The sequence below is a fragment of the Pseudomonas sp. ICMP22404 genome, from assembly GCF_006227205.1.
Lineage (GTDB): Bacteria > Pseudomonadota > Gammaproteobacteria > Pseudomonadales > Pseudomonadaceae > Aquipseudomonas.
This window is the reverse complement of sequence record NZ_VCNG01000016.1, coordinates 1-25,485: the sequence shown is the minus strand read 5'-3', so window position 1 is coordinate 25,485 and position 25,485 is coordinate 1. Positions and strand designations below refer to the sequence as shown.

Here is a 25,485-nt window from a genome sequence, read left to right as displayed (position 1 = left end):
TATCCGGTTGGAGTATGGACATGTTGATGGGAAAACGTTTGATCCTGGCCGCTTGTGCGCTGGCCTTCAGTGCGTCGTCGTGGGCCTCGCCGGGCCGGCATTTCGATTTCGGCCAGCCTGCGCCGGCGGCCAAGGCCAGCCGCACCATTGATGTGGTGATGGGAGACATGACCTTCGATCAGCGCACGCTCGACGTCAAAGCCGGCGAAACCGTGCGATTCGTGCTGATCAACAAGGGCCAGTTGCTGCACGAGTTCAATCTTGGCGACGCCGCGATGCACGCCGAGCATCAACAGGAAATGCTCAAGATGCAGCAGAGTGGGCAATTGATGCCGACGGGGATGGGGCATGGCTCGATGTACCATGGCTCGATGGACCATGACATGGCCGGCATGAACCATGACGATCCCAACAGCGTGTTGGTGGAGCCGGGCAAGACCGCCGAGCTGACCTGGACGTTCAGCAAGGCCACGCGCCTGGAGTTCGCCTGCAATATTCCCGGTCATTACCAGGCGGGGATGAAGGGTGACTTGACCGTCAGACAGTAAGCACTCAAAGGCTTGGGCAAAGGCTGATAGAATCCGCTGATTCTTCAGTCAGGTTTCCGTCATGCATCCCGCAGCCGAACATTCGCCGCTGGGCAAATCCAGCGAATACATCGCCACGTACACGCCGTCACTGCTGTTCCCGATTCCGCGTACCGCAAAATGGGCGGAGCTGGGCCTGACGGCCGACACCCTGCCGTACAAGGGCGTGGATTTCTGGAACTGTTTCGAGCTGTCGTGGCTTTTACCGTCCGGCAAGCCGGTGGTGGCGATCGGTGAGTTCGCGATTCCGGCGGACTCACCGAACATCATTGAGTCCAAGTCGTTCAAGCTGTACCTCAACTCGCTGAATCAGACCCCGTTCGCCGATACCGCGAGCCTGGAAGCGACCCTGCGCCAGGACCTCTCGGCGGCGGCGGGGAAACCGGTGCAGGTGCGGGTTCGCAGCCTCAAGGACGTGGAGCGTGAAGGCGTCGTGGCGCTGCCCGGCGTTTGCATCGACGACCTGGATATCAGCGTCGATTCCTACGCGCACCCCCGTCCGGAGCTGCTGCGATGCGATGAGTCGCGCATCGTCGAAGAAAGCCTGCACAGCCACCTGCTCAAATCGAACTGCCCGGTGACCAGTCAGCCGGACTGGGGCAGCGTTGTCGTGGAGTACCGCGGCGCAGCGCTCGATCCTGCCAGCCTGCTGGCCTACATCGTCAGCTTCCGCCAGCATTCGGATTTCCATGAGCAATGTGTGGAGCGAATCTTTCTCGACTTGCAGCGCTTGCTCAAGCCGGAGAAATTGACGGTGTATGCGCGGTATGTCCGACGTGGCGGGCTGGACATCAACCCCTATCGCAGCACTGAAAGCGTGCAACTGCCGAACCTGCGGCTGGTTCGTCAGTAACCACCTGGCAGAGGGGATCCCCTGTGGGAGCGAGCCTGCTCGCGATAGCGATGAATCAGGCAACATTGAGGTTGGATGTGCAATCGTCTTCGCGAGCAGGCTCGCTCCCACAAAGATGGCATTTCAGGTTGCAGTATAAAAAAGCCCCGCCATCGATGGAGCGGGGCTTTCTTTGTCCGGTGTTTCAGATCCCCATGTTGCCCAGCGTCAGCATGATGTTGCGCAACGTCCCTGCAACGGCCGGGTGGCTGACTTCGAAGCGTTCCACGGCCAGGTTCACGCCATCCACCAGGTTGGTGTCCTGAAGGGTGTTCTCCAGCTGGATTTCGGCTTCGATCTGAGCCATCAGTTGTTGCAGGTTTTCGCGCTCAGGTTCGGACAGGGGCGGGTTCTGGTCCAATTGCTCGCGCAGGGCATTGAGTTGTTCTTGCAGTTCGAGGCGCGCCATTGGCATTAACTCCCATAATTGATAGGCACAGCCATGGACCGCGGCGGTGCGTCAAAAGTCCATGGCTTGCCCTAAGAGTAATCCACCCTCACGTTCCCTGCATGATCCCGGTCAGGGCTTCTCGCCCTTGAGCCGACGCTGGCCGATGTCTGCCAGGCAGGTATCCAGTTCGCCCAGATGATCGATGACCGAATGCACCCCCAGACTGAACAGCTCTACCGTGGCCTTGGCGCGCCTGATTTCCCGCTGCTGTTGGCTCAGGGCTTGCCATTCGCTGGGTGTCAGGCCACACAGCGAGCCGCAGGAGGCCAACCCGATGGTCCACAAGCCGGCGTTGAGCCCTGACTGCAGCAAACGGGGTTCGCCGCTGACCAATACGCATCCGTCCAATTGCTGGACGTTCAGCGCCATCAGTGCCTGCCAGCAGGCATGAGGGGCCGGCCACGGATTATTTGTTGCAGGAAGTTGCGGCGCTTTGATCCACGCCGGTAACGACGCCGCCAGGCCATGACTGACGGCTGGCGGCAGTTCATCGAGCCAGGCGCAGGGAATTTCTTGCAGTTGCAGGTGCCGCAGGCTTTCGAGGGCGCCGGGTGTCGGTTGCGCATGTTCGGCCGGCGTTGTCCCTGGTTGGCGAGTGCGTGCCCCGAAGTCCACCAGACATCCGCTGAGGCCAAACAGTACGGCGGTGAGGCTGGGAGCGGGGAGGGGCAGGGCTTCGGCGCGGGGCATTGGGGTCATCCTTGAAATAAGCCGAGCCTAGCGTGCTTCAATGACAGTCCAGTGACAGAGAAATGAAAGGGTCGGGTCGTGGAAATGTCCTACGAGCAGCTTCTTTTCCATGCTGCCTATCGGCGCTTTCCACCTTATACTACCCACCATCTTACCGCCTGGGCTCGGCGCCCTTGCCTGAATGAACCAAGGAGTTTTCCCTATGCGCTGGAGCCATCGCCTAGCTCAGTTGTTTCTTTCCGCCAGTGTGTTGCTGGTGCCGTTCGCCGCTCAGGCCGCTACGGAAGAAGATCCATGGGAAAGCATCAACCGTCCTATCTTCACCTTCAACGACACCGTTGATACCTACGCGCTCAAGCCACTGGCCCAGGGTTATCAGTATGTGACGCCGCAGTTCCTTGAAGACGGCATCCATAACATGTTCCGTAACATCGGCGATGTGGGCAACCTGGCTAACGACCTGTTGCAGGCCAAGCCGGCCTCCGCCGGGGTCGACACGGCCCGGTTGATCTTCAACACCACGTTCGGCTTGCTGGGCTTCTTCGATGTCGGCACCAAGATGGGACTGCAACGTAGCGATGAAGATTTCGGCCAGACCCTCGGCTATTGGGGCGTGGGCAGCGGCCCCTACGTGATGCTGCCGTTGCTGGGGCCAAGCACGCTGCGCGATGCGCCGGCCAAGCTTGTCGATAACTACACCACGCCCTATCCCTACATCGACAATGTGTCGGTGCGTAACTCCATCTTCGGTCTGAACGTCGTCGATACCCGCGCCAGCCTGTTGTCGGCCGAGAAACTGGTGAGCGGCGACAAGTACGTGTTCATCCGTAATGCCTACCTGCAGAACCGCGAGTTCAAGGTCAAGGATGGCCAGGTCGAAGACGATTTCTGATTCGATCCAGAGACAAACGGAAGGCGGCCCTGGAGGCCGCCTTCCGCGCTTTTGCGCGTTGTCCGGCCGATTTGTCCTTCCATTGAGTTACGCTTCGCTCGGTTCTTATAACTCTCTGTACTTTGACAAATAAAGACGGCAAGCGGCTATTCGCATGAGCTTGAAACGCCCCGCGGATGGGAGTACCGTCTGCGCCTTAGAAGGGCACCTCTGATGTAATCGTGTGTAGGGCAAAGGCCTGAAGCCGGTACGACAGAGAGGCTAGAAAGCGAATCCAGTAGTGCGTGCAAGGCCAGATGGCCCAGCCGACTACGCCAACCTAATTCTGGCGCCGTTTGCCCACATGCCAAAAACCAGTGCCACGCTGCTGATAATCGATGATGACGAAGTGGTGCGAGCCAGTCTCGCAGCCTACTTGGAAGACAGTGGTTTCAGCGTCCTGCAGGCCAGCAACGGCCAACAGGGTCTTCAGGTATTCGAGCAAGACAAGCCCGACCTGGTCATCTGCGACCTGCGCATGCCGCAGATGGGCGGACTTGAGCTCATTCGCCAAGTCACCGGAATTTCTTCGCAGACACCGGTCATCGTGGTGTCGGGTGCCGGCGTGATGAATGACGCGGTCGAGGCATTGCGCCTGGGCGCGGCGGATTACCTGATCAAACCTCTCGAAGACCTGGCAGTGCTCGAGCACTCGGTGCGCCGAGCCCTGGACCGTTCGCGGCTGTTGGTAGAAAACCAGCGTTATCGGGAAAAGCTGGAAACCGCCAACCGTGAGCTGGAAGCCAGCCTCAACCTTTTGCAGGAAGACCAGAACGCCGGGCGCCAGGTGCAGATGAACATGTTGCCGGTCAGCCCCTGGGCCGTCGACGATTTCCGGTTTGCCCACCAGATCATCCCGTCGTTGTACCTGTCGGGGGATTTCGTGGACTATTTCCGGGTCGATGAGCGACGGGTGGCGTTCTACCTGGCGGATGTTTCCGGCCATGGTGCTTCGTCGGCTTTCGTCACGGTGCTGCTGAAGTTCATGACCACGCGGCTGCTGTTCGAGTCCAAGCGCAACGGCACGCTGCCAGAGTTCAAGCCGTCTGAGGTCCTGGGGCATATCAACCGGGGCCTGATCAGTTGTAAGCTGGGTAAGCACGTCACGATGGTCGGTGGAGTCATCGACGAGGAGACGGGCTTGCTGACCTATAGCATCGGCGGTCACCTGCCGTTGCCTGTGTTGTATACGCCAGACAGTGTTCGGTATCTGGAAGGGCGTGGTTTGCCGGTGGGCCTGTTCAATGAGGCAACCTACGAAGACCACGTGCTGGAATTGCCGCCGGTATTCAGCTTGACGCTGATGTCTGATGGCATTCTGGATCTTTTGACAGAGCCTACACTCAAAGAGAAAGAAGCGGCCTTGCCTGAACGGGTGAGCGCAGCGGGCGGCAGCCTGGAAGGCTTGCGCCAAGTGTTTGGATTAGCCACGCTAGGGGAGATGCCGGATGATATCGCCCTGTTAGTGTTGAGCAGGAACCTTTGATGAGTACTGGTAGAATCCAGTTCGCCGAGCAGGACGGCACATTTGTCCTGAAGTTTGTCGGTGAAGTGCGCCTGACGCTGTGTTCGGCGCTGGATGCGACTATTGAGCGGATCTTCACCGCGCTGAATTTCAGCGCCATCGTGATCGACCTGACCGAAACCCGCAGTATCGACAGCACCACACTTGGCCTGCTGGCCAAACTGTCGATCCTGTCGCGGCAGAAGGTCGGCTTGCTGCCCACCGTCGTCACCACCCATAACGACATCACCCGTCTGCTGCAATCGATGGGTTTCGATCAGGTGTTCAACATCGTGAGCGACCCGGTGCCGTGCCCTGAGTGCCTGGATGACCTGCCTGACCAGGACCAGTCCGAGGAAGACGTGCGGATCAAGGTGCTCGAAGCCCACAAGATCCTCATGGGGCTGAACGAATCCAATCGTGAAGCGTTCCATGACCTGGTGAACGCGCTGGAACGTCCCTGAACCAGGGGGCCCATCGCGAGCAGGCTCGCTCCCACAGGGATTGGGCTGTACTCAGTTGATGAAGGTTACGCGAAACTTGTGGGAGCGAGCCTGCTCGCGATGACGTCTGTTCTGTCGTCCAATCCCTCAGTGCGCAGCCAAGCCATTCCAACATGAAAAGGGGGCGAACCCATCAAGGTTCGCCCCCTTTTGCATGCCTTTGAATCAGCTCAGAGCTTGGCTTGCAGCAACGCCTCGAGCTTCTCCTGGTCCCGGGCAAACTGACGGATACCTTCTGCCAGCTTTTCGGTAGCCATGGCGTCCTCGTTGGACAACCAGCGGAACTGCGCTTCATTGAGGCTTAAGCGCGCTTCACCGGCTTGGCCTGGTGCCAGCTTGCGCTCCAGCTTGCCTTCGTCGGCGGCCAGTTTTTCCAGCAGTTCCGGGCTGACGGTCAAGCGGTCGCAACCGGCCAGTTGTTCGATCTGGTTGAGGTTGCGGAAGCTGGCGCCCATGACCACGGTCTTGTAGTCATTGGCCTTGTAGTAGTTGTAGATGCGTGTCACCGACTGGACGCCTGGATCATCGGCACCGGTGTAGTCGTTGCCATTGGCTTTCTTGTACCAGTCGTAGATACGTCCCACGAACGGCGAAATCAGGAACACCCCGGCGTCGGCACAGGCCGCGGCCTGGGCGAAGGAGAACAGCAGGGTCAGGTTGCACTGGATGCCTTCACGCTCCAGTTGCTCGGCGGCGCGGATGCCTTCCCAGGTCGAAGCGATCTTGATCAGCACGCGATCACGGCCAATGCCGGCCTTGTCGTACAGTTCGACCAGGCGATGGGCACGTTTCAGCATGGCATCGGTGTCGAACGACAGGCGCGCATCCACTTCGGTGGAAATGCGCCCTGGAATCACCTTCAGGATCTCTCCCCCGACCGCCACACCGAAGCGGTCGCTGGCCAGGCCCACATCACCCTTGCAGTCCGCCACGCAGGCGTTCAACAGCTCTGCATAGCCTTGCATCGCCGAGGCCTTCAGCAGCAGGGAAGGGTTGGTGGTGGCATCTACCGGTTTGACGCGGGCAATGGCTTCGAAGTCGCCAGTGTCGGCCACGACGGTGGTGAATTGCTTGAGTTGTTCCAGCTTGGAAGTCATGAGCGTGCTCTGTCCTATGGGTCTGTTGACATTACCCGAGGGCCGGCGGCCACTCAAGGGCGTGTGCGGGGATCAATGGCCCCGGTGGCAACAACCTGAAAACGGCTGTTTGAAAGGGCGGGGCAGGTACCGGTAGATACGATGCCAAAACCGCGTGCAGGTTCAACCCAAATGACCGTCAGCGCCCTTCCAGCAACCCAGCGGCCTGATCCAGCAGCGCCAACGGATCCTTGCTCTTATGGATATCCACCGACAACAGTTGCCGAAACCGTCGCGCTCCTGGAAAACCAGTGCCCAGGCCCAACACATGACGGGTGATATGGTGCATCGCCCCACCAGCGGCCAGGTGATTGGCAATATAGGGTCGCAGCTGTGCCAGCGCCTCGGCCCGGGTGATGACCGGCGCGGTACTGCCGAACAGCTGTTGATCGACCTCGGCCAGCAGATAGGGGTTATGGTACGCCTCGCGCCCCAGCATCACGCCGTCGAAGGTCTGCAGATGCTCATGGCACGCCTCAAGCGTCTTGATCCCGCCGTTGAGCACGATTTCCAGCTCCGGAAAATCCGCCTTCAACCGCGCCACCACGTCATAGCGCAGGGGCGGGATATCACGATTCTCCTTTGGCGACAGCCCCTCCAGGATCGCGATCCGCGCATGCACGGTAAAACTCGTGCAACCGGCCTCGCGCACCGTGCCAACGAATTCACACAGCTGCTCATAGCTGTCCCGCCCGTTGATCCCGATCCGATGCTTGACCGTCACCGGGATCGACACCGCATCACGCATCGCCTTCACACAATCGGCCACCAACCCCGGATGCCCCATCAGGCACGCACCGATCATGTTGTTCTGCACCCGATCGCTTGGACAACCGACATTGAGGTTGACCTCGTCGTAGCCATGCTCCTGGGCCATCTTCGCGCAGGCGGCCAGATCCGCCGGGACGCTGCCACCCAACTGGAGCGCCAGGGGATGTTCGGTTTCGTGATGACGCAGGAAACGCTCATGGTCGCCGTTGAGCAGGGCGCCGGTGGTGACCATTTCGGTGTAGAGGAGCGCGTTTTTGGAGAGGATGCGCAGGAAGTAGCGGCAGTGGGCGTCTGTCCAATCCATCATCGGGGCAACGCTGAAGCGGCGGGACAAGGGCTGTGGGGGGGCTGGGTATAGAGGCATCGGGGATCTGGGCGGAAAGGCGGAAGGCCGCAGTTTATCAGGAAAGAGGTCGGCGAGGTTTGGATGGGAGCTGAGTGTCTAGGGCTTCGCTTGTTGGTGAGTCAGTGTAGGTATGAGGTCGAGGATAAATAAATCTGAGAATCATCTAGCCGGCCTCCCCACCTCACGGAGGTGGAGCAAAATTCAAGGTGCGGCAGGATTCTCGCCGCCCAGCCCCCAATGCATTTGTGCGGAGGACTCGGGAAGGAACTGCCAATCGGTGGGTAAAGTTGTTCGCATGTTTTTTTGAAGCCACTCTTCGAGATCTTCTTTTTCTATCTGTTTAAGATCGAGCTTTAATTTTAATTGCTGGTATTCTGAGTAGAGCTCGATAGGGAGGATATGGGGCTTGAGATCATGAAGATTTGAAAAAGAGATCATTCCCTTCGGAGCTTTTACCCATAATGTATGGCCGCCATTGGTTTTTGCCTTGTGGTTGATGTCGATCTGCATGTTATCCCAGCTGAGTTTTTTTTCTATTCGCGTAAATGCTTCGGCAAAAAAAATTTCGGCGAAGCTTTTTCCTGTGAGGCGACTTCCGGCGTTACAGGATACGAGGACTATTTTAAGTGGACGCATCAGGTCCAAACCACGCTTGATCAGGTGGTCAAGTAGCTCGGATGGTGTTTTTCCTGACAGCAGATTGTCACCTGAGGAGCTATGTCCAAGTATATAGAGTTTCTCTTCCGGTCCGAGGTTGGCCAACGGAGTCCCTTCGTCAGCAACCATTATCCCTCGGGAGGCCGTGCCAAGTTTGATGTTGAATTTTTTTCTTTCCAAGAACGAAACTTCTTTTTTTTGCATGGATTTAACTCCGATTTGAAGGGTTTCGTCTGCTGTATAGCTACCACCTCCATTAGGGACAGTGTTATCGGTAATCGGAATGATCATAGGTCCTCCATTTTTCAATTCGTTCCAGGCTGCTGACCAAACAATAGCGAGTGCATTGTATTATCGGGTTATCGAAAAGGGTGCGATGCTGACCGACTGCACTGACGCGATAGCAGTATTGAATCTGAACATAGTTCATGGTTTTAAAGCTGTCGACGCGGATGGGCGCGAATATGTGCTCGGATTACGTAAAAGACACATAGCGGTGTAATTCTTGCCCAGCGCCGCACGGTTGCAACACGCCAAGCTGCGGTTGCTAGATGTTTGCTACGGGAGTGACGAAGAGAGCGGCGCTAAGCAAGCAGAGTAGCGGGTTCGGTGATTAATCCACCCAATCCATCATGGAGCAACACTGAAGCGGCGGGGCAAGGGATGCGGGGGAGCGGGGTATGGAGGCGTCGGGGATCTGGACGGAAAGCCGCAGTTCTCACTCTCACGTCCACACGCACAAACTCTCCCGCCGGAGGAAGAAAGGCCTCCATCACCGATGCCCTGCCAAAGACCGCGCTAGCCCATTTGTCGGCTGATTTGCAGCGCCAGACATCTTGGTCGATATCTCGGAATAACGGCAGCGCTATGCCGACCCTTTCCAAGAGAGACAAAACATGAATGTCAGGACCATGAACCTCGCCCCGAGGTCTGCCGCCTTCTTCTCGCTTATTGTTATGGTGGTCTTTGCCCTGGGCATCATCGCCCTGTTGCAGATGGGTAAGCTGCGAGACTCGGAGCAGGATGTCGAAACCAACTGGATGGCGAGTATCCGTCAGACAGCCAAGATGCAGACTGGCATCTTGCGCCTGCGTCTTGAAAGCATCCGTATCACGGTGACCGTCGACGAACAACAGCGCCAAACCCGCATCGCTTCGTTGAGCGGTTACCGCAGCACGTTGCAGGAGGCCCTCAATCGTTACGAACCCTTGATTACCGGACCGACAGAGCGTGAGCTCTACCAGGCGGTGTCCACCGACGTGCAGCAGTATTTCAAGCTATTGGACGAACTGGAGCCGTTGCTGCGAAAGGGTGACAACGCTGCTGCCATTACCCTGATCAATGCTCGCATCAGCCCGATGACCAATACCCTGCAGGACAAGATGACCAAGCTCTCGGACTTTAACGACGAGGGTGCCAAGCGTGCCGGCCTGGAGGCTGCCTCGACTTATAGCCATGGCGTAACGCTGGTGATTGGCCTACTGGTGATGACCGTGGTCCTTACCGTGGTGCTGGCTGCGGTGCTGACTCGAAGCATCACCACGCCCATCAACGATGCCCTGTCCGTGGCCGAGCGCATCGCCGGCAGCGACCTGTCCCGGGAGGTCTCGGTCAGTGGCCGCGATGAAGCCGGTCGTCTGCTGGCCGCCCTGGCGAAAATGCAGAGCAATCTGCGGGAAACCATTGCCCGCATCGCTGACTCTTCCACCCAACTGGCATCGGCCTCTGAAGAAATGACCGCAGTGACCGAAGACGCCAGCCGCGGATTGGTGCGGCAGAACGATGAGGTCAATCAGGCCGCCACCGCCGTGACCGAAATGAGCGCCGCGGTGGATGAGGTGGCACGCAATGCCGAAGCCGCCGCCCAATCTTCCCGCGAATCCATGGAATTCACCCGCTCGGGGATCGAGAATGTGGCGCAGACCCTCAAAGCCATCGAAAGCCTGGCCGGCAACGTGGCCAGCACTGGAGATCAGGTCAAGGCCTTGTCCAGCAGGGCCCAGGACATCAGCAAGGTGGTCGAGGTGATTCGTGCGATTGCCGAGCAGACCAATCTGCTGGCGCTGAACGCGGCCATTGAGGCCGCCCGCGCCGGCGAGCAAGGTCGCGGCTTTGCCGTGGTGGCCGATGAAGTCCGGGCTCTGGCACACCGCACCCAGCAGTCGACCCAGGAAATCGAACAGATGATCAGCGCGATTCAGGCCGACTCGACCCAGGCAGTGGGCGCCATGAACGTCAGCGCCCAGATGGCCAGCAGCTCAATTTCGGTGGCGCAGAACGCCGACCAGTCGCTCAAGCAGATCGCCGAGACGATTACCCGTATCAATGAACGCAACCTGCTGATCGCCACCGCCTCCGAAGAGCAGGCGCAGGTGGCTCGCGAGGCCGACCAAAACCTGACCAGCATCCGCGAGCTGTCGATCCAGAGCGCGGCGGGCGCTACTCAGACCGCCGGCGCTTGCGGTGAGATGGCGAACCTGGCGATTGAACTGAATCGCCTGGTGGCGCGTTTCAAGGTCTGACACGTGCAGGCGAAGTGTCGTACCCGTTTCCGTATTCGACTATGGGCGCATTGTTATGCAGGTTGTGGTGTCCGCATTGAGTTCCACAAGGCTCAATGCCCCATCGTGAAAGGAACAGCCGGTGTCGATGTAGACGACATTACCCAGGCAGGTGACGCTCGATACGGTTGAGTGCCCGACGTAAAGCCGGCTTATTCCCCTGATGGGGTCATTATTCTGCTGTTCGATTTTCCCCCGGGCATACAGCGCTGTTTTCAGGGCGCGGTGGCGGCTGTCTTCTCCAAAATGTCCGGACAAGGCGTCTTTGGCAGTCTGCCAGTCGCCATCGTCGTGTAGTAACGGAGCTTCGGCGTGCACGATGCCCATTTTTCTTCCGTCTACCAGGTCAACTTCAATGATTAGCGGAAGTCCCTGGAGGACATTGGACAGTTCATGCTGGGTCTTGGCTGCCAGTTCATAGAGCCAGGCCCCGCCGTTTCGGGTATGCCTGGCAATGTCGCCCTGTCCGGACACACAGTCAATGAGCATCTGTTCATGATTGCCTCGGACCGCGTGAAACCAGGGCTCCGTGAGCCAGTTCATCACGTCCAGGGAGTCCGGGCCGCGATCGATCAGGTCGCCAACCGAGAAAACACGATCCCGTTCAGCATTGAAATTGGCGTTAACCAAAAGCGACTTCAGAAGTTTGAAGTGTCCATGGACATCACCTACGACAAAGTCCCGGCCTTTTCCATTGGGGGAGAACGTTCTGATCGTGTTCATCGTCGGCATTTCATGTGGAGAGGGGAGAAGAGGAAGCAGCTTGCTCGCTCTTCTGGCCCAATAACATTATTTTTTCAATTGATAGTCCTGGCCCCACACCCGTACAGAACTGATGGGCTCGTTCTGCCCATCGAAGATGAACTTCTGCCGCACGGCGGCCTTGGGTGGAACAGTGACTTCATCCGGGTTTTCCATTGCCTTGAGGCTGTTGGCATAACCTGCCTGGTCGATAGCCAGCAAGACGCCCGTCTGCCTGAGGTTGATCAGGCGCAGTTGCGTGTCGGTACTGTTCTTGAAACCGAGAGTGACTGTCAGGTTGTCATCACTGGGCTCCAGTTTCAGCACCTCGACGCCAATGCGCTCTTTCATTTGTTCGCCGGAGGAAATGATCGCTGCGCCATCGGTGCCCTGGGCCGATTCGCGGCCATCGAGTACACCTTCGCTCACACCGCCCAACAGGTTCTTCCCAGCCGTGATGAACGATGAAACGGCGGCTTTGGTCGAGTCCTTGATGAGGCTGCCATCGGCCGGTTCAGCTTCGGCGAAGCACAAAGTGCTGGCCATGAGGCTGGAGACAAAGAAGAGGGAGCGTGACGGCAAGAGAGTCATACTGGAGTCCTTGAGAATGATCTGCAGCGTCGAGGCATGCAATGGCTGTCGAGTTTATCGCTGACCTACCCGCAAGATGAAATAAATCGATGCGGTTTCGAAGGGGGCAGGGGTTGAGCGAGTCGATGATAGTGCGATCAGTTCATAGGGCGGCATCAGTTGCACTGGCTTGAATCGCCTGACCAATGCACTTCTCGAACACCTGCACCATGGGGCCAAGAGTGCAGTTGTAAGCTGCAATGTTTGCAAAGATCCACTCTTCCTTTTCGATGCCCCACCAACTGATTTCAAACCCGGCATTCATGATGAGATGTTCGAAGAGAATGCGTTGGGCACGTCCATTGCCTTCGCGAAAGGGGTGGACGACGTTGATATCGGAATAGGCATCGGCCACGGCAACGATCAGGTCCGCCCGGGACAGTCCTTCGAACCAATGGGCGGCGGCCATGTTGCTGAAAATTTTCCCGGCTTCTTTTTCCATGAACTGCGGCTGGCAGAAGCGTGTGTCTTGCTTGGCCATCCCGACGGTGCGCAGTTCTCCGGCCCACTCGTACAAATCCGAGAAGAGTTGCCGGTGGATGTTCTGGAGGTAGGCCAGGTCGTAAGGGGGAGGGTTGAATTCGACGTGGTCCGCCGCGATGGCCGTGAGTTGTTGTTCGGCTTCGCTCAAGGTGGGTTCGTCGCGGATATCGAGTTTGTTGCGAAGGACAGTGGAGCCCGGGTAGCAATAGGCGTCTTCACCGACCCCATATTTGTCGGGCATCAGGTTCTGGTCTTGGTGAAGGTCTTCAAGACTTCTTCACGGGTCGGCATTTTGCATTCGCCATCGGAAAAGGTCACTTTGAAGCCTTCCAGGCGCAGGCTGGCCGTATAGTTGGACCGACGTGTCCTGGCCGCGTAGGCCTTCTTGGTTTCAAGGCTGATAGTGCCCATGGGGCTGGACCTCAAATCGCGTGGGTGAATGGATTATAACCCACCGATGACCAATGGCGCTTGCATCGCCCTGCTTCTCCAAATACTGTATGCATAACCAGTATCGAGAGCCCTCCCATGCAACTGATCGCCAAGCTCGGCATTCTCGCCGACGCTGCCAAGTATGACGCCTCCTGCGCCAGCAGTGGTGCACCCAAGCGCAGCTCTCGCGGTCGTGACGGGTTGGGGGCCACGGACGGCATGGGCATTTGCCATAGCTACACGCCGGATGGGCGCTGCGTCTCGCTGCTCAAGGTGCTGCTGACCAATTTCTGCCTCTATGACTGCCAGTACTGCGTCAACCGCCGCTCCAGCAACGTGCCGAGGGCGCGCTTTACGCCGGAGGAGGTGGTGCGCCTGACGCTGGATTTCTATCGTCGCAATTGCATCAGCGGGCTGTTCCTGAGTTCCGGCATCATTCGGTCGGCCGACTACACCATGGAGCAACTGGTGCGCGTGGCGCGTCTGTTGCGGGAGGTGCATCAGTTTCGTGGCTATATCCACCTCAAGACCATTCCCGATGCCGATCCGTTGCTGATCGAGGAGGCCGGGCGGCTGGCCGATCGCCTGAGCGTGAACATCGAGTTACCCAGCGAGGCCAGTCTCAAGCGCCTGGCGCCGGAGAAGCAGCTGGTCACGATCCGCCAGGCCATGGGCACCATCCATCAGGGCCAGCAAGCAGTGGCTGGAGAAGTGCGCGCGCCTCGCTTCGCCCCGGCCGGGCAGAGCACCCAGGTGATTGTCGGGGCCGATGCCACGGACGATCATGCGATCCTGCAGAATGCCGAATCGCTCTACCAGGGGTATGGCCTGCGGCGGGTCTACTACTCGGCTTTCAGCCCGATTCCCGACAGCCCCGCCAGCGTGCCATTGGCGGCGCCGCCGTTGTTGCGCGAGCACAGGCTGTACCAGGCTGACTTCCTCATGCGCGGCTACGGCTACAAGGCGGGTGAAATCCTGGGGGGCGCCGGCAACCTGGACCTGGACATCGACCCCAAACTGGCCTGGGCGCTGGCGAACCGTGAAGTGTTCCCCCTCGACGTCAACCGTGCCGAACCCGCGTTGCTGGCGCGTATTCCGGGAATTGGCTTGCGCAGCGTGCAACGCCTGGTGGCGCTTCGCCGGGAACGACGGGTCCGCTACGACGATCTGGTGCAGTTGCGTTGCGTGCTGGAAAAGGCGCGACCGTTCATCGTCACCAGCGACTACCGGCCCGCCGACGCTCAGATGCGCAGCGGCCTGCTGCGGGCGCGCTTGCGTGAGCCCCAAGGGCCCATGCAAATGGGGTTGTGGGGATGATTGCGCTGGATTGCCAGGATGATTTCCTGATATGGCGCGACCAGGCCCGCAAACTGCTCGGCCACGGCATCGACCCCGCTGAGGTGACCTGGACCCAAGGCCCCATGGCCGATTTGCTGGCCATGCCGACGCCGCTGCCGTCAGGCCCGGGTCCGTTTTCCACACGAGTGCCGGCGGCCTTGTTGACCCAGCTCGAGCAGGCCGGCCGTTACCAGGGCGAACAACGCTGGAGCCTGTTGTACGAAGTGCTCTGGCGTGTCGCCCATGGCGATCGCACGGCGATGCTCGCCGGTGATCGCCTGGGCAGCGAATTGCAGCGACGGATCAAACAAGTCAGCCGCGAGGCCCATCACCTCCATGCGTTTGTGCGCTTCATACCCTTGCCGCAGCCGCTTGCCGAGCAGTTGCAACTGGACCTCGTGGCCTTTCACGAGCCGGCCCATGACATCCTCGAAAGTGCGAGCGGCCATTTTGCCGAGCGGCTGGGCCGACAACGCTGGCTGATAGCGACGCCTCGCGATGGCATCCGGTTCGATGGTGAGGCCCTGGATTATCAGCGCCAATGTCCTGAGCAGTGGCAGCAATGGGCGCGTCACGCTGAAGACCCGGACGCAGAGTTATGGCGTACTTACTATCGACACACCTTCAACCCGGCGCGGGTCAATCCGCAGGCACTCAGACAGCACATGCCCGGGCGCTTCTGGCAGCACTTGCCCGAGGGAGAATTGATTCCCCGGCTGGTTGGGCTGGCGAGGCAGGGAAAGCAACGGGATGGGCAGGCGTTGGAGGTGGGGGAGAAGGTTGGGAAGCGGATCGTTGTGGGTGACTTCGCTCCTCTGCCAACTCAATTTCCCTCATCCTGATTTCCCTCCGTCGCAGCCCATAGTGCTGTGTTTGTGCAAATCCCGAACAGGTCCTGTGCCGTCCCCGCTGTGTTCAAGCACCAAACCTCTTTCTAGCATTCCTTCCCTCAACAACCAGGAAGGGAAATTCCCATGCAACGATTCACCCGCCGTTTCCTCGCCGCCTGTGCATTTTCCGGCATTGTCGCCAGCAGCGGCGCACTCGCGGAAAACCACCCAACCATCCGGGCCATGTCAGGCGCAACGCCGGCCGGCCAGTTGCCTGTTGGTAAAACCGCGTTACTGGTGATCGATTTTCAGAACGAATACTTCACCGGTAAGATGCCGATTCCTGATGGCGCGGCTGCGCTGGCCAATACCCGTAAGCTGATTGCCTTTGCCGATAACCACAAGATGCCGGTTTTCCATGTCCAACACGTCGCCCCCGCAGGTTCGGCGGTGTTCGCGAAGGATGGTGAAAGCGTGAAGTTTCATCCGGACATGCAACCCAGGGCCCAGGATGTGGTGTTGCAGAAAACCACCGTCAGCGTCTTCGGCAGTACCGACCTGGACAAGCGTCTGAAGCGCGCGGGTATCGAAAACCTGATCATTTCCGGCCTCATGACCCATGCGTGCGTGGCGGGTGCCGCTCGGGATGCGGCGCCTTTGGGCTACAACGTACTGGTCGCCTCCGACGCATCGGCGACTCGCGCGATTACCCGGGTCAACGGTGAGGCGATCGACAAGGACGCCTTGCACAAGGCCGCGCTGGCTGAAGTCGAGGATACCTTCGGTGATGTCATGACCACCGAGCAGATCATCAATTTACCGATACGCTGAGTCGATATGAATCAGATGCTCGCCATGGGCGTGTTCCGTTGCATTGTGGAGTCCCAGGGGTTTTCAGCCGCAGCGGAGCGGCTGGACACCACTCATTCCTCGGTGTCGCGACACTTGCAGCAATTGGAAAGCGCCTTGGGCGTGCGTCTGCTCAATCGCAATACCCGACGCATGAGCCTGACCGCGGCCGGCGAAAGGTACTACGCGGCTTGCGTGGATATCCTGGACCGCGTCGAGGCCGCCTCCCGCGCCGCTACCCTGGAGCAGGAGCGTCCCTCCGGACTGCTGCGAATCAGCGTGCCGCTGGTAACCGGTACGTTGGAACTGGCTCATTGGTTGCCGGCCTTCCAGCAACGCTATCCGGACATCCAGGTCGATTTGTCGTGCTCCGATCCCCTTGTCGACCTGGTGGCCGATGGGTTCGATGTGGCGTTGCGGATCTGCGGGCCGTTGGCCGACAGCAGCCTGGTCGCCCGTTTGCTCGGGGTGTCATCGCAAGTCTTGGTGGCGGCGCCGAGCTATGTAGCCAAGTACGGACTTCCTCGCAATGCCGTTGAGCTCAATCAGCACCGGCTGCTGACGTATGCGTCGGCTACCCAATGGTCATTGGTCAGCGAAGGAGGGAAGGCAATGACGTTGGATTGCAACAGCGCCTTTCATACGGACACCATCACCGCCTTGCATGCGTGCGCCTTGTCAGGCGGGGGGATCGCTGCATTTACCCTGGCGACGGTGCGGGACGATCTGCTGACGGGAAGGTTGGTGCGGATTCTGCCGGAGTACACCCTTGGCACGCGGCACTACTATGCGCTGTATCCTCACGCCCGGAACTTGCCCCTCAAGGTCCGCGTGTTTGTTGATCACATGGCCCAGTACTACGAAGGAAAGCTCTGAGAGGGGGATGGAAATCCCCCGAGAAGCGGGTTCAGCTTTTCATGGCCAGCTTGGCGGCTTGTTGTACCTGGGCGGCAGACAGGCTTCCATTCTTGCTCAGTTTTTCCAGGGAGGCGCTCGCTGTCATCAGGCTGGCGGTGAGTGTCGAGAGCGTGGCCTGCAACGCGCCGATTTTCGTCTGCTTGGTTTCCGGGGACATACTCTGGTCGGCCATGAGCGCCTGCATTTCTGACTGCTTTTCCTGGATTTTCTGCTTCAACTCCCGAATCATTTTCAGGATCTTCTGCACCTGATCAGGCAATCCACTTTCTTCAATGTCCTTGTTGGCATTGGCAGAGCGTCCGTTCGCGGCTTTTTGGAGGCCAACGCCTGACAGCGTCACTTTTACCCCTTCAACTTGCGTGCCCGTAGACGGTTTGGTTGCCGATGCCTCTGGTATTTCATTCGCTGATTTATCGGGCTCTACGCTGAACACGGAGGGTTGGCTGCTGTTGGAGATCGGTGCGCCGAAGGTAATCATGTTCAGTCCCTGGATGAGTTGGATGCTAGAACGCTATCGGCATGTGGTTTAGCGCCTTTAGATCTTTGGGGCAGAGAATTGTTAAAGAGTGTATTCCTGGGAAAACGACGACCAGGCACATCGATTCCCGCCTGTTGACAGGGGCGTTCTGTCTCTTCAAACAGCGTCTGCCAGCTATCGCAACGAAGCCCCCTCCAACGTCTTCCACAACTTGCGCATCGTCGGGTTCCGATTGGCGATCGCACAGTACGAGCGAATCTCCAACTGCGTGCTCCATTCGTCGCCCCCGGCCCTGACCAACAACCCTCGCTCCAATTCATCGGCCACCGCGCTCTGCGGCAACCAGGCCACGCCATAGCCTTCGACCGCCATGCGCATCAGCAGCATCGCCATGTCGGCCTCGTAGCAGCGCTCCAGTGCCGTCGGTGCGGGGCCGTTCTTGATGACGATGTCGGCGACGCGACCCAGGAAGGTGGTAGCGGTGTAGGCCAGGTGGGGCACCGGTTTGCCGGCGCGGCCGGGCAGGCGGAACAGCGGTTCGCCCTTGGCATTGGGGGCGCACAAGGGAATGAACGCGTCATGGCCGAGGGTCAGGCTGCCGAAGCGCTCGGCGTCCAGCAGGATGGGGGCGAGTGGGTGGTGATAGACCATCATCAAATCGCAGTTGCCTTCTTCGAGGGCAATGACGGCGTCGTGGATGTTGGCGGCGACGACCCGGGCGTTGAACTGTTCGTTGTGTTGCTGGAATTGGGAGAGCCATTTCGGCAGGAAGGTCATCGAGAGGCTGTGGGCCGCGGTGATCTGGATAGAGCGGCCCGGCATCCGCTCCACATCGCGTAACGTTGAGCGCAACCGCAGCAGGCCGGCCAATGCGTCCCGACTTTCCTCGCAAAAGGTGATGCCCGCCGCCGTTAGCTGGACGGGGTAGGTGCCGCGGTCTACCAGCTTGACCCCCACCCACTCCTCGAGCGAGCGGATACGGCGTGACAAGGCTGATTGTGTCACGCAACGGACTTCGGCGGCGCGTGAAAAGTTCTTCCACTCGGCGATCGCCAGCAGGTCATCCAGCCATTTGAGTTGCATGTCCGATCTCCCGCTAAAGGTGCGTCAGTTTACGTCGCAATCCCCGGCCCGGCGCGCCTGTTACGTAACTATTCCAAAAGCGCATGAAGGTATCTGGATTACTCATCATCTCCCCAGATCCTCTCCTTAGAATCGACCTTGCCAAGTAAAAAAACTCCAAGAACTACTTGAGGACAACACCGTGAAGAAGAATAAGCTCCCACGTCGAATTGCAATGGGCATTGCCCTGGGCGTGCTGGTGGGTTGGGCGTGTCACCATTTCGCAGGGAGCGAGCAAAGCGCCAAGGAGATCGCCGGCTACTTTTCGATGGTCACCGACATTTTCCTGCGCATGATCAAGATGATTATCGCCCCCCTGGTGTTCGCGACCCTGGTCGGCGGGATCGCCAGCATGGGCAATTCCCGTTCCGTGGGGCGCATTGGTGCCCGGGCGATGGCGTGGTTCGTGACGGCGTCAATCGTCTCGCTGCTGATCGGGATGGGGCTGGTGAATCTGTTTCAGCCCGGTGCCGGGCTGAATCTGGACGTCGCGCAACATGCGGCCGCTGCGGTGCCGGTCAATACCGGTGATTTCAGCCTCAAGGCCTTCATCGGCCACGTGTTCCCCCGCAGCATCGCCGAGGCCATGGCGAACAATGAGATCCTGCAGATCGTGGTGTTTTCGTTGTTCTTTGGCTTCGCACTGGCTGGCGCCAAACGGGCGGGCCACACCCGGATGACCGACTCCATCGAAGAGTTGGCGAAGGTGATGTTCAAGATCACCGACTACGTCATGGCCTTCGCGCCGATTGGCGTGTTTGCCGCCATCGCTTCGGCCATCACCACTCAGGGCCTCGGCTTGCTTGTCGACTATGGCAAGCTGATCGGCGAGTTCTACCTGGGCATCCTGATTCTCTGGGCGTTGCTGTTCGGGGCCGGCTACCTGTTCCTCGGACGTGCCGTGTTCCGGCTCGGCAAACTCATCCGCGAGCCGATTCTCCTGGCCTTTTCCACCGCCAGCAGCGAGTCCGCCTACCCGAAAACCATCGAGGCGCTGGAGAAGTTCGGCGCGCCCAAGCGTGTGTCCAGCTTCGTACTGCCCCTAGGGTATTCGTTCAACCTGGATGGCTCGATGATGTACCAGGCCTTCGCCATTCTGTTCATCGCCCAGGCCTACAACATTGACCTGAGTTTCACTCAGCAGATGTTGATTCTCCTGACGCTGATGATTACCAGCAAAGGCATGGCCGGCGTGGCACGGGCTTCGGTAGTCGTGGTCGCGGCCACCTTGCCGATGTTCAATCTTCCCGAGGCGGGGCTGTTGTTGATCATCGGCATCGACCAGTTCCTGGACATGGCACGCACGGCGACCAACGTGGTGGGCAACAGCATTGCAACGGCGGTGGTCGCTCAATCCGAACCGCACGAGGAGACGGCCGAGGACCGTGACACAGCTCCCGTCCAGTCTCGATCCGAACCGGTTCCGGTTGTGTAGGGAGCAACGTCATGAAGGTGAAAGCGAAGTCGACCCGGCAGACGCCTGCGGTTCGGAAGCTGGGCATCGTCGGCGGGCTTGGCTCCCTGGCCGGTGGCGACCTGTTCTACAAACTGCTCAAGTCCAGGGCGGTGCTCGAGGATCAGGGCCGCTACCATTTTCTGGTCGAACAACACCCCTTCAAGGACGTGCTGCTGCCCCTGGACACGAATGCAAGCATGACGTCGCGCAAGTTCTATGTGTTCCAGGTGTGCAAGTCGTTCGAGGCCAATGGTTTCGACGCGGTGATGCTTCCATGCTTCGCCAGCCATACCTTCCGCGCGGAAATCCAGGACGAGCTGGGCATTGCGGTGCTGGACATGATGGCGGCCCTGGCCCGGCACGTCAGGCGCACCGTCCGGCCGGGGGCAACGCTGGGTGTCATCGGCTCCGACTTCGTGCGTCACTGTGGATTGTTCGAACGGTACTTCGCGGAGGATTACCGGATCGTTTATCCCGATGCCGAGGCTCAGTCGGCTTTGATGGAGGCCATGTACGGTCTTGATGGCATCAAGGACGGTCACCTGGAGGGCGCGCCGCTGGAGGTGCTGCATCAGGCGTGCTTGTCGTTGCAGGCTCAGGGGGCGACGGTGATGCTTCCCGGCATGACCGAGCTTTCATTGGTCTGTGCCGAGTTGCAGCGAAGGGGTATGGCGGTGCTGGACATCAACTCGATCTACGCGGATTTCGCGACGCAGCAGCGGACGTCGCCAAGTCCACCAAGCTTCAAACTGGGCATCATGGGCGGTGTCGGGCCTGCCGCCACGGTGGATTTCATGTCCAAGGTGGTGGCTCATACGCCGGCGGACAGGGACCAGGACCACATCAGGATGGTGGTCGAACAGAACCCGCAGATACCGGATCGGACGGCCAACCTGCTGCGGGGTGAAACCGATCCGACCCTGGCGATGTATGCCACCTGCAAGCGCCTCGAAAGCGCGGGCGTCAACGCCATCGCGATTCCCTGCAACACCGCCCATGCCTTTGTCGAACGCATCCAGGCGAACCTGCGGGTGCCCATCGTGAATATGTTGAGCGAGACCGTGGAGTGGATCCTGCACCGATACGGGGCGGGCAAGATCATCGGGCTCCTGGCGACTTCCGGCACGGTACAGAGCCAGGTCTATCACCAGGCCGCACGCCGCGCCGGGCTGCAAATCCTGACGCCGGGGGTCGATTATCAGGCCATGGTCATGGACGCTATCTACGGGCCGCGGGGAATCAAGGCCGGTTTCACCGACGGGCTGTGCAGGGAACAGTTGCTGCTGGCGGCCGAGCACCTATGCGAACTGGGGGCAGGGGTGTTGATCCTTGGGTGTACGGAGCTGCCCCTGGTGCTCGAACACGGCGAGGCGTTTGAAATCAATGGGCACACGGTGGCGTTGGTGGACCCGACGATGATCCTGGCATTGAAGTGCATTGCCCTGGCGAAATGAGGTTGTCCTCTACAAGACTCAGCCTGTGGGTGTTTCACCTGAGCAAATACACAACATCCTGTGGCGAGGGGATTTATCCCCGCTGGGTTGCGAAGCAGCCCTGAACCCTGGCACCTCGATGTACCAGACAGATTATGTTTGGCTGTCTTGGGGTTGCTTCGCAACCCAGCGGGGATAAATCCCCTCGCCACAGTGTTTTGCATCAAGCCTTGTTCCGTAGCCCGGCAATATCTCGCTTGGGCGGCGCACCAAACAAGCGGCCATATTCGCGACTGAACTGGGACGGGCTTTCATAGCCCACCTTGAAGGCCGCGCTTGCCACATCCATGTGTTCGTTGAGCATCAGGCGTTTCGCTTCGTTCAGCCGCAGCCATTTCTGGTATTGCAGCGGGCTCATCGCGGTGAGTTGGCGGAAGTGATGGTGGAACGTGGGGCCGCTCATCTGCACACTCGCCGCAAGGTCTTCCACGCGGATCGGGTCGGTGTAGTTTAATTTCAGCCAGTCGATGGCCTTGGCGATCCGGTAGCCCTGGCTGTCCACGGAGGCGATCTGCCGCAGCCGGGCAGCTTGTTCGCTCATCAACAGACGATAATGGATTTCCCTCTGGATCAGTGGCGCGAGGACCGGAATCGCGTCGGGTTCATCCAGCAGACCCAGCAGGCGTATGAATGGCGCGAGCAGCTCGGGCGTCACCGCGCCGATGTTCGCGCCGACGCCGACGGGGCGATCCCGACCGGGTGCCAGGCTGCCTTGGGCGACTAGGTCGGCGACCAGGCGCAAGTCGAGCTTGAAGACCAGTCCCAGACAGGGTTGCTCCGGGCTGGCCTGGGTCACCTCGGAATCGGCGGGCAGGTCCAGCGAGGTGATAAGGAAGCGCGAGGCATCGTAGCCATAGGCCTCGCCGCCGAGCCACAGTTGCTTCGCACCCTGGGCCACGAGGACGATGCTCGGTTCGATCATGCAGATGGCAGGCGGCGCGGGGGCATCACGGCGAAACAGGCTGAGGCCGGCGATCGAGGTTGCATAGTCCCCCGTCCGCAGGGCCCGCGCGCCAATGTTGTCGGCGAGTGTCTCTTGCAACGATGTGCGCCGGGTCGTCATGGTGTGCTCAGGTTTCAGGTAGGGTTGATAGCTTTAGGCAGAACATTACCTCGCCAAGCGAAGCGCTGACTATATGTCGCGTGCAGGTTCACAGAATCGGGCAAGAATTACAGAGAAATACTCTACCGGTCATCTAGAGATAACCGCTGAAATGGGCGTGTGCTGCGGTGCTGTTCCCGAGGCCCGAGCGGACCCGCTCTTGCGGCGCAGCAAAAGCGTTTACCTCAGCGACAGGATGCATACTCGATGACCGATACCTCTTTGCCGAAATCACACGGCCAACCCGCATGGAGTGCCGTGCTTGCCATGGCGCTCGCCGCGTTCGCGCTCGTAGCGTCGGAATTCATGCCGGTCAGCCTGCTGACGCCGATAGCAGCGGATCTGCATGTCAGCGAGGGGCAGGCCGGCCAGGGCATTGCCGTGTCCGGCGCCTTCGCGCTGATCACCAGTCTGTTCATTGCCTCGATTGCGGCCAGGATCGACCGTAAATGGCTGCTGTCGGCCCTGACACTGCTGATGATCCTCTCCGGGACGGTGGTCGCGCTGGCGCCTGATTACCTGACGTTCATGGCGGGACGCGCCTTGATCGGGGTTGCAATCGGTGGCTTCTGGTCGCTGTCGGCGGCCACGGCCATGCGACTGGTACCGGACAATCATCTGCCGCGTGCCTTGGCCATCGTCAATGGCGGCAACGCCCTGGCGACGGTGGTGGCGGCGCCGTTGGGCAGTTTCCTGGGCGCGATCATCGGTTGGCGTGGCGCGTTCTTCTGCATCGTGCCCGTGGCTGCGATTGCCCTGGTCTGGCTGCTGTTGCGGATGCCGACAATGCGGGTCCGGCACTCGCAGACGAAACAGGGCAGCAGCAATGTCTTCAGGCTGATGACCCGGGCGCCGGTTGCATGGGGCATGTTGGCGGTCAGCACGTTTTTCATGGGGCAGTTCATGCTGTTCACTTACCTGCGTCCGTTCCTCGAAAGCGTGACCCAAGTGAGCGTCTCCCTGCTTTCGTTCATGTTGCTGGTCATCGGCGTGGCCGGTTTCCTGGGCACTTTCCTGATTGGCGCATTTCTGAAGAAGGGCTTGTATCGGACTCTGGTCATAATCCCCTTGTTGATGGCGGCGATTGCCATTGCGCTGGTGGGGTTCGGCGCGTCCGCGGTTGCCACGACCGTCTTGCTGGGATTATGGGGTCTGGTGGCGACTGCCGCGCCTGTCGGGTGGTGGACCTGGCTGGCGCGGACACTGCCGGACGATGCAGAGGCCGGAGGCGGGCTGATGGTGGCAATCGTCCAGCTCGCCATCGGGTCGGGCGCGACGGTCGGTGGTCTTCTGTTTGATCTGAACGGCTACCAGGCGACCTTCGAAACCAGTGCGGCGGTGCTGGGCGTTGCCGCCATCCTGACCATGCTGGCTGGCCGCGCTACGGCTCGGGAGTCGTTAGCGATGCCGAGCACCGCGGCATTCAGCGCGGTGGGTAGCTGAGCAAGTCAGCTGACCGTTGAGCGCTTGCGGTTGGTGGCCTATTGATATCTTGGTAAACTCGGCTCTCGCGATCCATCAGGCCGTCAGTTGTGTCTACCGAACGAATTCCCCAGTTGGAGCAAGCCCTTATGGCCGTTATCGCTGCCGCGGGGAAAATGGGTGTCTGCAGCGATGAGCTGTGTGCCCAGGCGGTGGGCGGATTGATGTCCGATCGCTACTGGAGCTGGGCGAATGCCCTCTATGCACAAGGCGCGGCCGATGAGATCGACAACGCCTTGAACAGGCTGGTGGCACGGCCGATGGCGCAAGTGACGTCGCCCGACGCTGAAGTTGGCAGCGGCGTGACACTCCAGTCGGCCTTCCAGGCCAGCAATTAGACTGCGTGCGTTAACCCCAGACCTTCCTCCACCAGCGCAACCAATGCATCTTCGTCCAGTGCCAAGGGCTCGGACTGCGGTTGTCCGTTCGACTGGACATGCCACCGCGATTCACCATGCTCGCCGACGGTTCGCAGAAGGCAGCGTGTCTGCCCCTTCAGGTGGATTTCAATACAGCCCTCTCCATGAGAGGAGAAGCGGGCAATCGGGTCGAGCTCGATGCGGTGATGGTTTCCTTCCATCGACAGTCGATCAATGGCGTAGTTGTACGTCGAACCGCTGGAATGGCTTTCGAACACGTGGGTAGGATTGCGCCGAATCGTCAGTCCGGCCTCGCAGACCGGCGCCAGCCAGGTTTCGATCTGGTGGTACAGCTCATAGACCTGGGCGGGCCAATGTTCAATCGCCAGGTCGGCGTTGTTATCCGTATCGGCACGGCTTTGCCGGGTTTGCCTCAGTTTGGCTGCCAGCTCGTCTGCCTTGCTCATGTTAATGCTCCCTGTCGTAGTGATGAGGTGAGCTTAGCTGATGGGGGCAGGGGTTCAGTTGCGTTGGGTCAGGGGAAGGCTTTCGAGTGTAGGGGCGAGCTTGCTCGCGAAGGCGTCAGGCCAGTCAATTCTGGGTGGGTTTATGCACCGCTATCGCGAGCAGGCTGAACTGGCCTAATGATTTTGGACACTTCAATCGGGCGCTATGATGGCGCCCAAATCTGAGGTGTTTGGCTATGCGTAAATCTTATTCCAGTGAGTTCAAGCTCAAAGCTG

At 59.5% G+C, this 25,485-nt stretch carries 27 protein-coding genes and 1 pseudogene; 15 read left to right on the top strand and 13 right to left on the bottom strand.

Annotation, left to right across the window (positions count from 1 at the left end):
- The first annotated feature begins 20 nt into the window (after window positions 1-20).
- Window positions 21-548 carry a plastocyanin/azurin family copper-binding protein gene (locus FGE05_RS23685; RefSeq protein WP_139648779.1) on the top strand — a complete coding sequence of 176 codons (528 nt, stop codon included), beginning with the start codon at window positions 21-23 and terminating at the stop codon, window positions 546-548.
- A 61-nt stretch (window positions 549-609) separates the two neighbouring features.
- A complete protein-coding gene (queF, locus tag FGE05_RS23680) occupies window positions 610-1,440 on the top strand; it encodes an NADPH-dependent 7-cyano-7-deazaguanine reductase QueF (RefSeq protein ID WP_139648777.1) in 831 nt (276 codons plus the stop codon).
- Window positions 1,441-1,624: 184 nt separating this feature from the next.
- Here the strand turns inward: queF and FGE05_RS23675 are convergent, their stop codons facing one another.
- Both FGE05_RS23675 and FGE05_RS23670 read right to left on the bottom strand, forming a co-directional pair.
- Complete coding sequence (locus FGE05_RS23675; RefSeq protein WP_041021911.1) at window positions 1,625-1,888, bottom strand: DUF4404 family protein; 264 nt, start codon at window positions 1,886-1,888, stop codon at window positions 1,625-1,627.
- 111 nt (window positions 1,889-1,999) lie between these two features.
- On the bottom strand, window positions 2,000-2,620 hold the full coding sequence (locus tag FGE05_RS23670) for an HAD family phosphatase (protein WP_139648775.1): 621 nt from the start codon (window positions 2,618-2,620) through the stop codon (window positions 2,000-2,002).
- A gap of 202 nt (window positions 2,621-2,822) precedes the next feature.
- On the opposite strand from FGE05_RS23670, the gene FGE05_RS23665 reads away from it, so the two are divergent.
- The 3 genes from FGE05_RS23665 (at window position 2,823) to rssC (ending at window position 5,519) form a co-directional block, all read left to right on the top strand.
- Window positions 2,823-3,512, top strand: a complete 690-nt coding sequence (locus tag FGE05_RS23665; RefSeq protein ID WP_139648773.1) for a VacJ family lipoprotein — start codon at window positions 2,823-2,825, stop codon at window positions 3,510-3,512.
- A 343-nt stretch (window positions 3,513-3,855) separates the two neighbouring features.
- Window positions 3,856-5,037, top strand: coding sequence for a two-component system response regulator RssB (gene rssB, locus FGE05_RS23655; protein ID WP_139648771.1), 1,182 nt, complete (start codon window positions 3,856-3,858; stop codon window positions 5,035-5,037).
- Entirely contained in the window at window positions 5,037-5,519 is a 483-nt protein-coding gene (gene rssC / locus FGE05_RS23650; RefSeq protein WP_139648769.1) for an anti-sigma factor antagonist RssC, read from the top strand. Before rssB ends, rssC begins: the two co-directional genes overlap by 1 nt.
- Before the next feature lie 209 nt (window positions 5,520-5,728).
- Here rssC and tal read toward each other — a convergent pair whose 3' ends face one another.
- The 3 genes from tal to FGE05_RS23635 all read right to left on the bottom strand — a co-directional run bounded on the left by tal (window position 5,729) and on the right by FGE05_RS23635 (window position 8,759).
- A complete protein-coding gene (gene tal, locus FGE05_RS23645) occupies window positions 5,729-6,655 on the bottom strand; it encodes a transaldolase (RefSeq protein ID WP_139648767.1) in 927 nt (308 codons plus the stop codon).
- 178 nt (window positions 6,656-6,833) lie between these two features.
- A complete protein-coding gene (dusA, locus tag FGE05_RS23640) occupies window positions 6,834-7,829 on the bottom strand; it encodes a tRNA dihydrouridine(20/20a) synthase DusA (protein ID WP_139648765.1) in 996 nt (331 codons plus the stop codon).
- A 183-nt stretch (window positions 7,830-8,012) separates the two neighbouring features.
- Window positions 8,013-8,759 (bottom strand): hypothetical protein, encoded by a 747-nt coding sequence (locus tag FGE05_RS23635; protein ID WP_139648763.1) that lies wholly within the window; start codon window positions 8,757-8,759, stop codon window positions 8,013-8,015.
- A 605-nt stretch (window positions 8,760-9,364) separates the two neighbouring features.
- Here FGE05_RS23635 and FGE05_RS30495 point away from each other — a divergent pair.
- Together FGE05_RS30495 and FGE05_RS30490 are read left to right on the top strand one after the other, a co-directional pair.
- Window positions 9,365-10,135 (top strand): annotated as a pseudogene (locus FGE05_RS30495) (MCP four helix bundle domain-containing protein); the annotation flags it as partial.
- Window positions 10,127-10,990: a methyl-accepting chemotaxis protein gene (locus FGE05_RS30490; protein WP_373682520.1), complete on the top strand. Its 864-nt coding sequence runs from the start codon at window positions 10,127-10,129 to the stop codon at window positions 10,988-10,990. The pseudogene FGE05_RS30495 and the gene FGE05_RS30490, both read left to right, overlap by 9 nt.
- A 39-nt stretch (window positions 10,991-11,029) precedes the next feature.
- On the opposite strand, the gene FGE05_RS23625 is transcribed toward FGE05_RS30490, so the two are convergent.
- The 4 genes from FGE05_RS23625 to FGE05_RS23610 form a co-directional block, all read right to left on the bottom strand.
- The gene (locus FGE05_RS23625) at window positions 11,030-11,752 is read right to left on the bottom strand and encodes a metallophosphoesterase (RefSeq protein WP_139648759.1); all 723 of its coding nucleotides are present in this window, start codon (window positions 11,750-11,752) and stop codon (window positions 11,030-11,032) included.
- A gap of 66 nt (window positions 11,753-11,818) precedes the next feature.
- Window positions 11,819-12,361, bottom strand: coding sequence for a hypothetical protein (locus FGE05_RS23620; protein WP_139648757.1), 543 nt, complete (start codon window positions 12,359-12,361; stop codon window positions 11,819-11,821).
- A gap of 142 nt (window positions 12,362-12,503) precedes the next feature.
- Window positions 12,504-13,124, bottom strand: a complete 621-nt coding sequence (locus tag FGE05_RS23615) for a putative adenosine monophosphate-protein transferase Fic (RefSeq protein ID WP_139648754.1) — start codon at window positions 13,122-13,124, stop codon at window positions 12,504-12,506.
- On the bottom strand, window positions 13,124-13,294 hold the full coding sequence (locus FGE05_RS23610; protein ID WP_139648753.1) for a YhfG family protein: 171 nt from the start codon (window positions 13,292-13,294) through the stop codon (window positions 13,124-13,126). The genes FGE05_RS23615 and FGE05_RS23610 overlap by 1 nt, the downstream gene beginning before the upstream one ends.
- A 117-nt stretch (window positions 13,295-13,411) precedes the next feature.
- Between FGE05_RS23610 and FGE05_RS23605 the strand changes: the two genes are divergently transcribed.
- The 4 genes from FGE05_RS23605 (at window position 13,412) to FGE05_RS23590 (ending at window position 17,208) form a co-directional block, all read left to right on the top strand.
- Window positions 13,412-14,632 (top strand): putative DNA modification/repair radical SAM protein, encoded by a 1,221-nt coding sequence (locus FGE05_RS23605; RefSeq protein ID WP_139648751.1) that lies wholly within the window; start codon window positions 13,412-13,414, stop codon window positions 14,630-14,632.
- Window positions 14,623-15,495: a TIGR03915 family putative DNA repair protein gene (locus tag FGE05_RS23600; RefSeq protein WP_139648749.1), complete on the top strand. Its 873-nt coding sequence runs from the start codon at window positions 14,623-14,625 to the stop codon at window positions 15,493-15,495. The genes FGE05_RS23605 and FGE05_RS23600 overlap by 10 nt, the downstream gene beginning before the upstream one ends.
- Window positions 15,496-15,627: 132 nt before the next feature.
- Window positions 15,628-16,314 (top strand): cysteine hydrolase family protein, encoded by a 687-nt coding sequence (locus FGE05_RS23595; protein ID WP_139648747.1) that lies wholly within the window; start codon window positions 15,628-15,630, stop codon window positions 16,312-16,314.
- A gap of 6 nt (window positions 16,315-16,320) precedes the next feature.
- Window positions 16,321-17,208, top strand: coding sequence for a LysR family transcriptional regulator (locus tag FGE05_RS23590; RefSeq protein ID WP_139648745.1), 888 nt, complete (start codon window positions 16,321-16,323; stop codon window positions 17,206-17,208).
- 31 nt (window positions 17,209-17,239) lie between these two features.
- Here FGE05_RS23590 and FGE05_RS23585 read toward each other — a convergent pair whose 3' ends face one another.
- Both FGE05_RS23585 and FGE05_RS23580 read right to left on the bottom strand, forming a co-directional pair.
- On the bottom strand, window positions 17,240-17,728 hold the full coding sequence (locus FGE05_RS23585; protein WP_257225704.1) for a hypothetical protein: 489 nt from the start codon (window positions 17,726-17,728) through the stop codon (window positions 17,240-17,242).
- A 174-nt stretch (window positions 17,729-17,902) separates the two neighbouring features.
- Complete coding sequence (locus tag FGE05_RS23580; RefSeq protein ID WP_139648743.1) at window positions 17,903-18,811, bottom strand: LysR substrate-binding domain-containing protein; 909 nt, start codon at window positions 18,809-18,811, stop codon at window positions 17,903-17,905.
- A 181-nt stretch (window positions 18,812-18,992) separates the two neighbouring features.
- On the opposite strand from FGE05_RS23580, the gene FGE05_RS23575 reads away from it, so the two are divergent.
- Window positions 18,993-20,285, top strand: coding sequence for a dicarboxylate/amino acid:cation symporter (locus tag FGE05_RS23575; protein WP_139648741.1), 1,293 nt, complete (start codon window positions 18,993-18,995; stop codon window positions 20,283-20,285).
- Between the two features lie 11 nt (window positions 20,286-20,296).
- Window positions 20,297-21,760 carry an amino acid racemase gene (locus FGE05_RS23570; RefSeq protein ID WP_139648740.1) on the top strand — a complete coding sequence of 488 codons (1,464 nt, stop codon included), beginning with the start codon at window positions 20,297-20,299 and terminating at the stop codon, window positions 21,758-21,760.
- Between the two features lie 202 nt (window positions 21,761-21,962).
- Here the strand turns inward: FGE05_RS23570 and FGE05_RS23565 are convergent, their stop codons facing one another.
- The gene (locus tag FGE05_RS23565; protein WP_139648738.1) at window positions 21,963-22,862 is read right to left on the bottom strand and encodes an AraC family transcriptional regulator; all 900 of its coding nucleotides are present in this window, start codon (window positions 22,860-22,862) and stop codon (window positions 21,963-21,965) included.
- Window positions 22,863-23,108: 246 nt separating this feature from the next.
- Here FGE05_RS23565 and FGE05_RS23560 point away from each other — a divergent pair, with 246 nt between their 5' ends.
- Together FGE05_RS23560 and FGE05_RS29930 are read left to right on the top strand one after the other, a co-directional pair.
- A complete protein-coding gene (locus FGE05_RS23560; protein ID WP_139648736.1) occupies window positions 23,109-24,344 on the top strand; it encodes an MFS transporter in 1,236 nt (411 codons plus the stop codon).
- Between the two features lie 128 nt (window positions 24,345-24,472).
- Entirely contained in the window at window positions 24,473-24,721 is a 249-nt protein-coding gene (locus FGE05_RS29930) for a hypothetical protein (protein ID WP_175363638.1), read from the top strand.
- On the opposite strand, the gene FGE05_RS23550 is transcribed toward FGE05_RS29930, so the two are convergent.
- A complete protein-coding gene (locus FGE05_RS23550; RefSeq protein WP_139648734.1) occupies window positions 24,718-25,209 on the bottom strand; it encodes a hypothetical protein in 492 nt (163 codons plus the stop codon). The genes FGE05_RS29930 and FGE05_RS23550 overlap by 4 nt on opposite strands.
- Window positions 25,210-25,485: the final 276 nt, after the last annotated feature.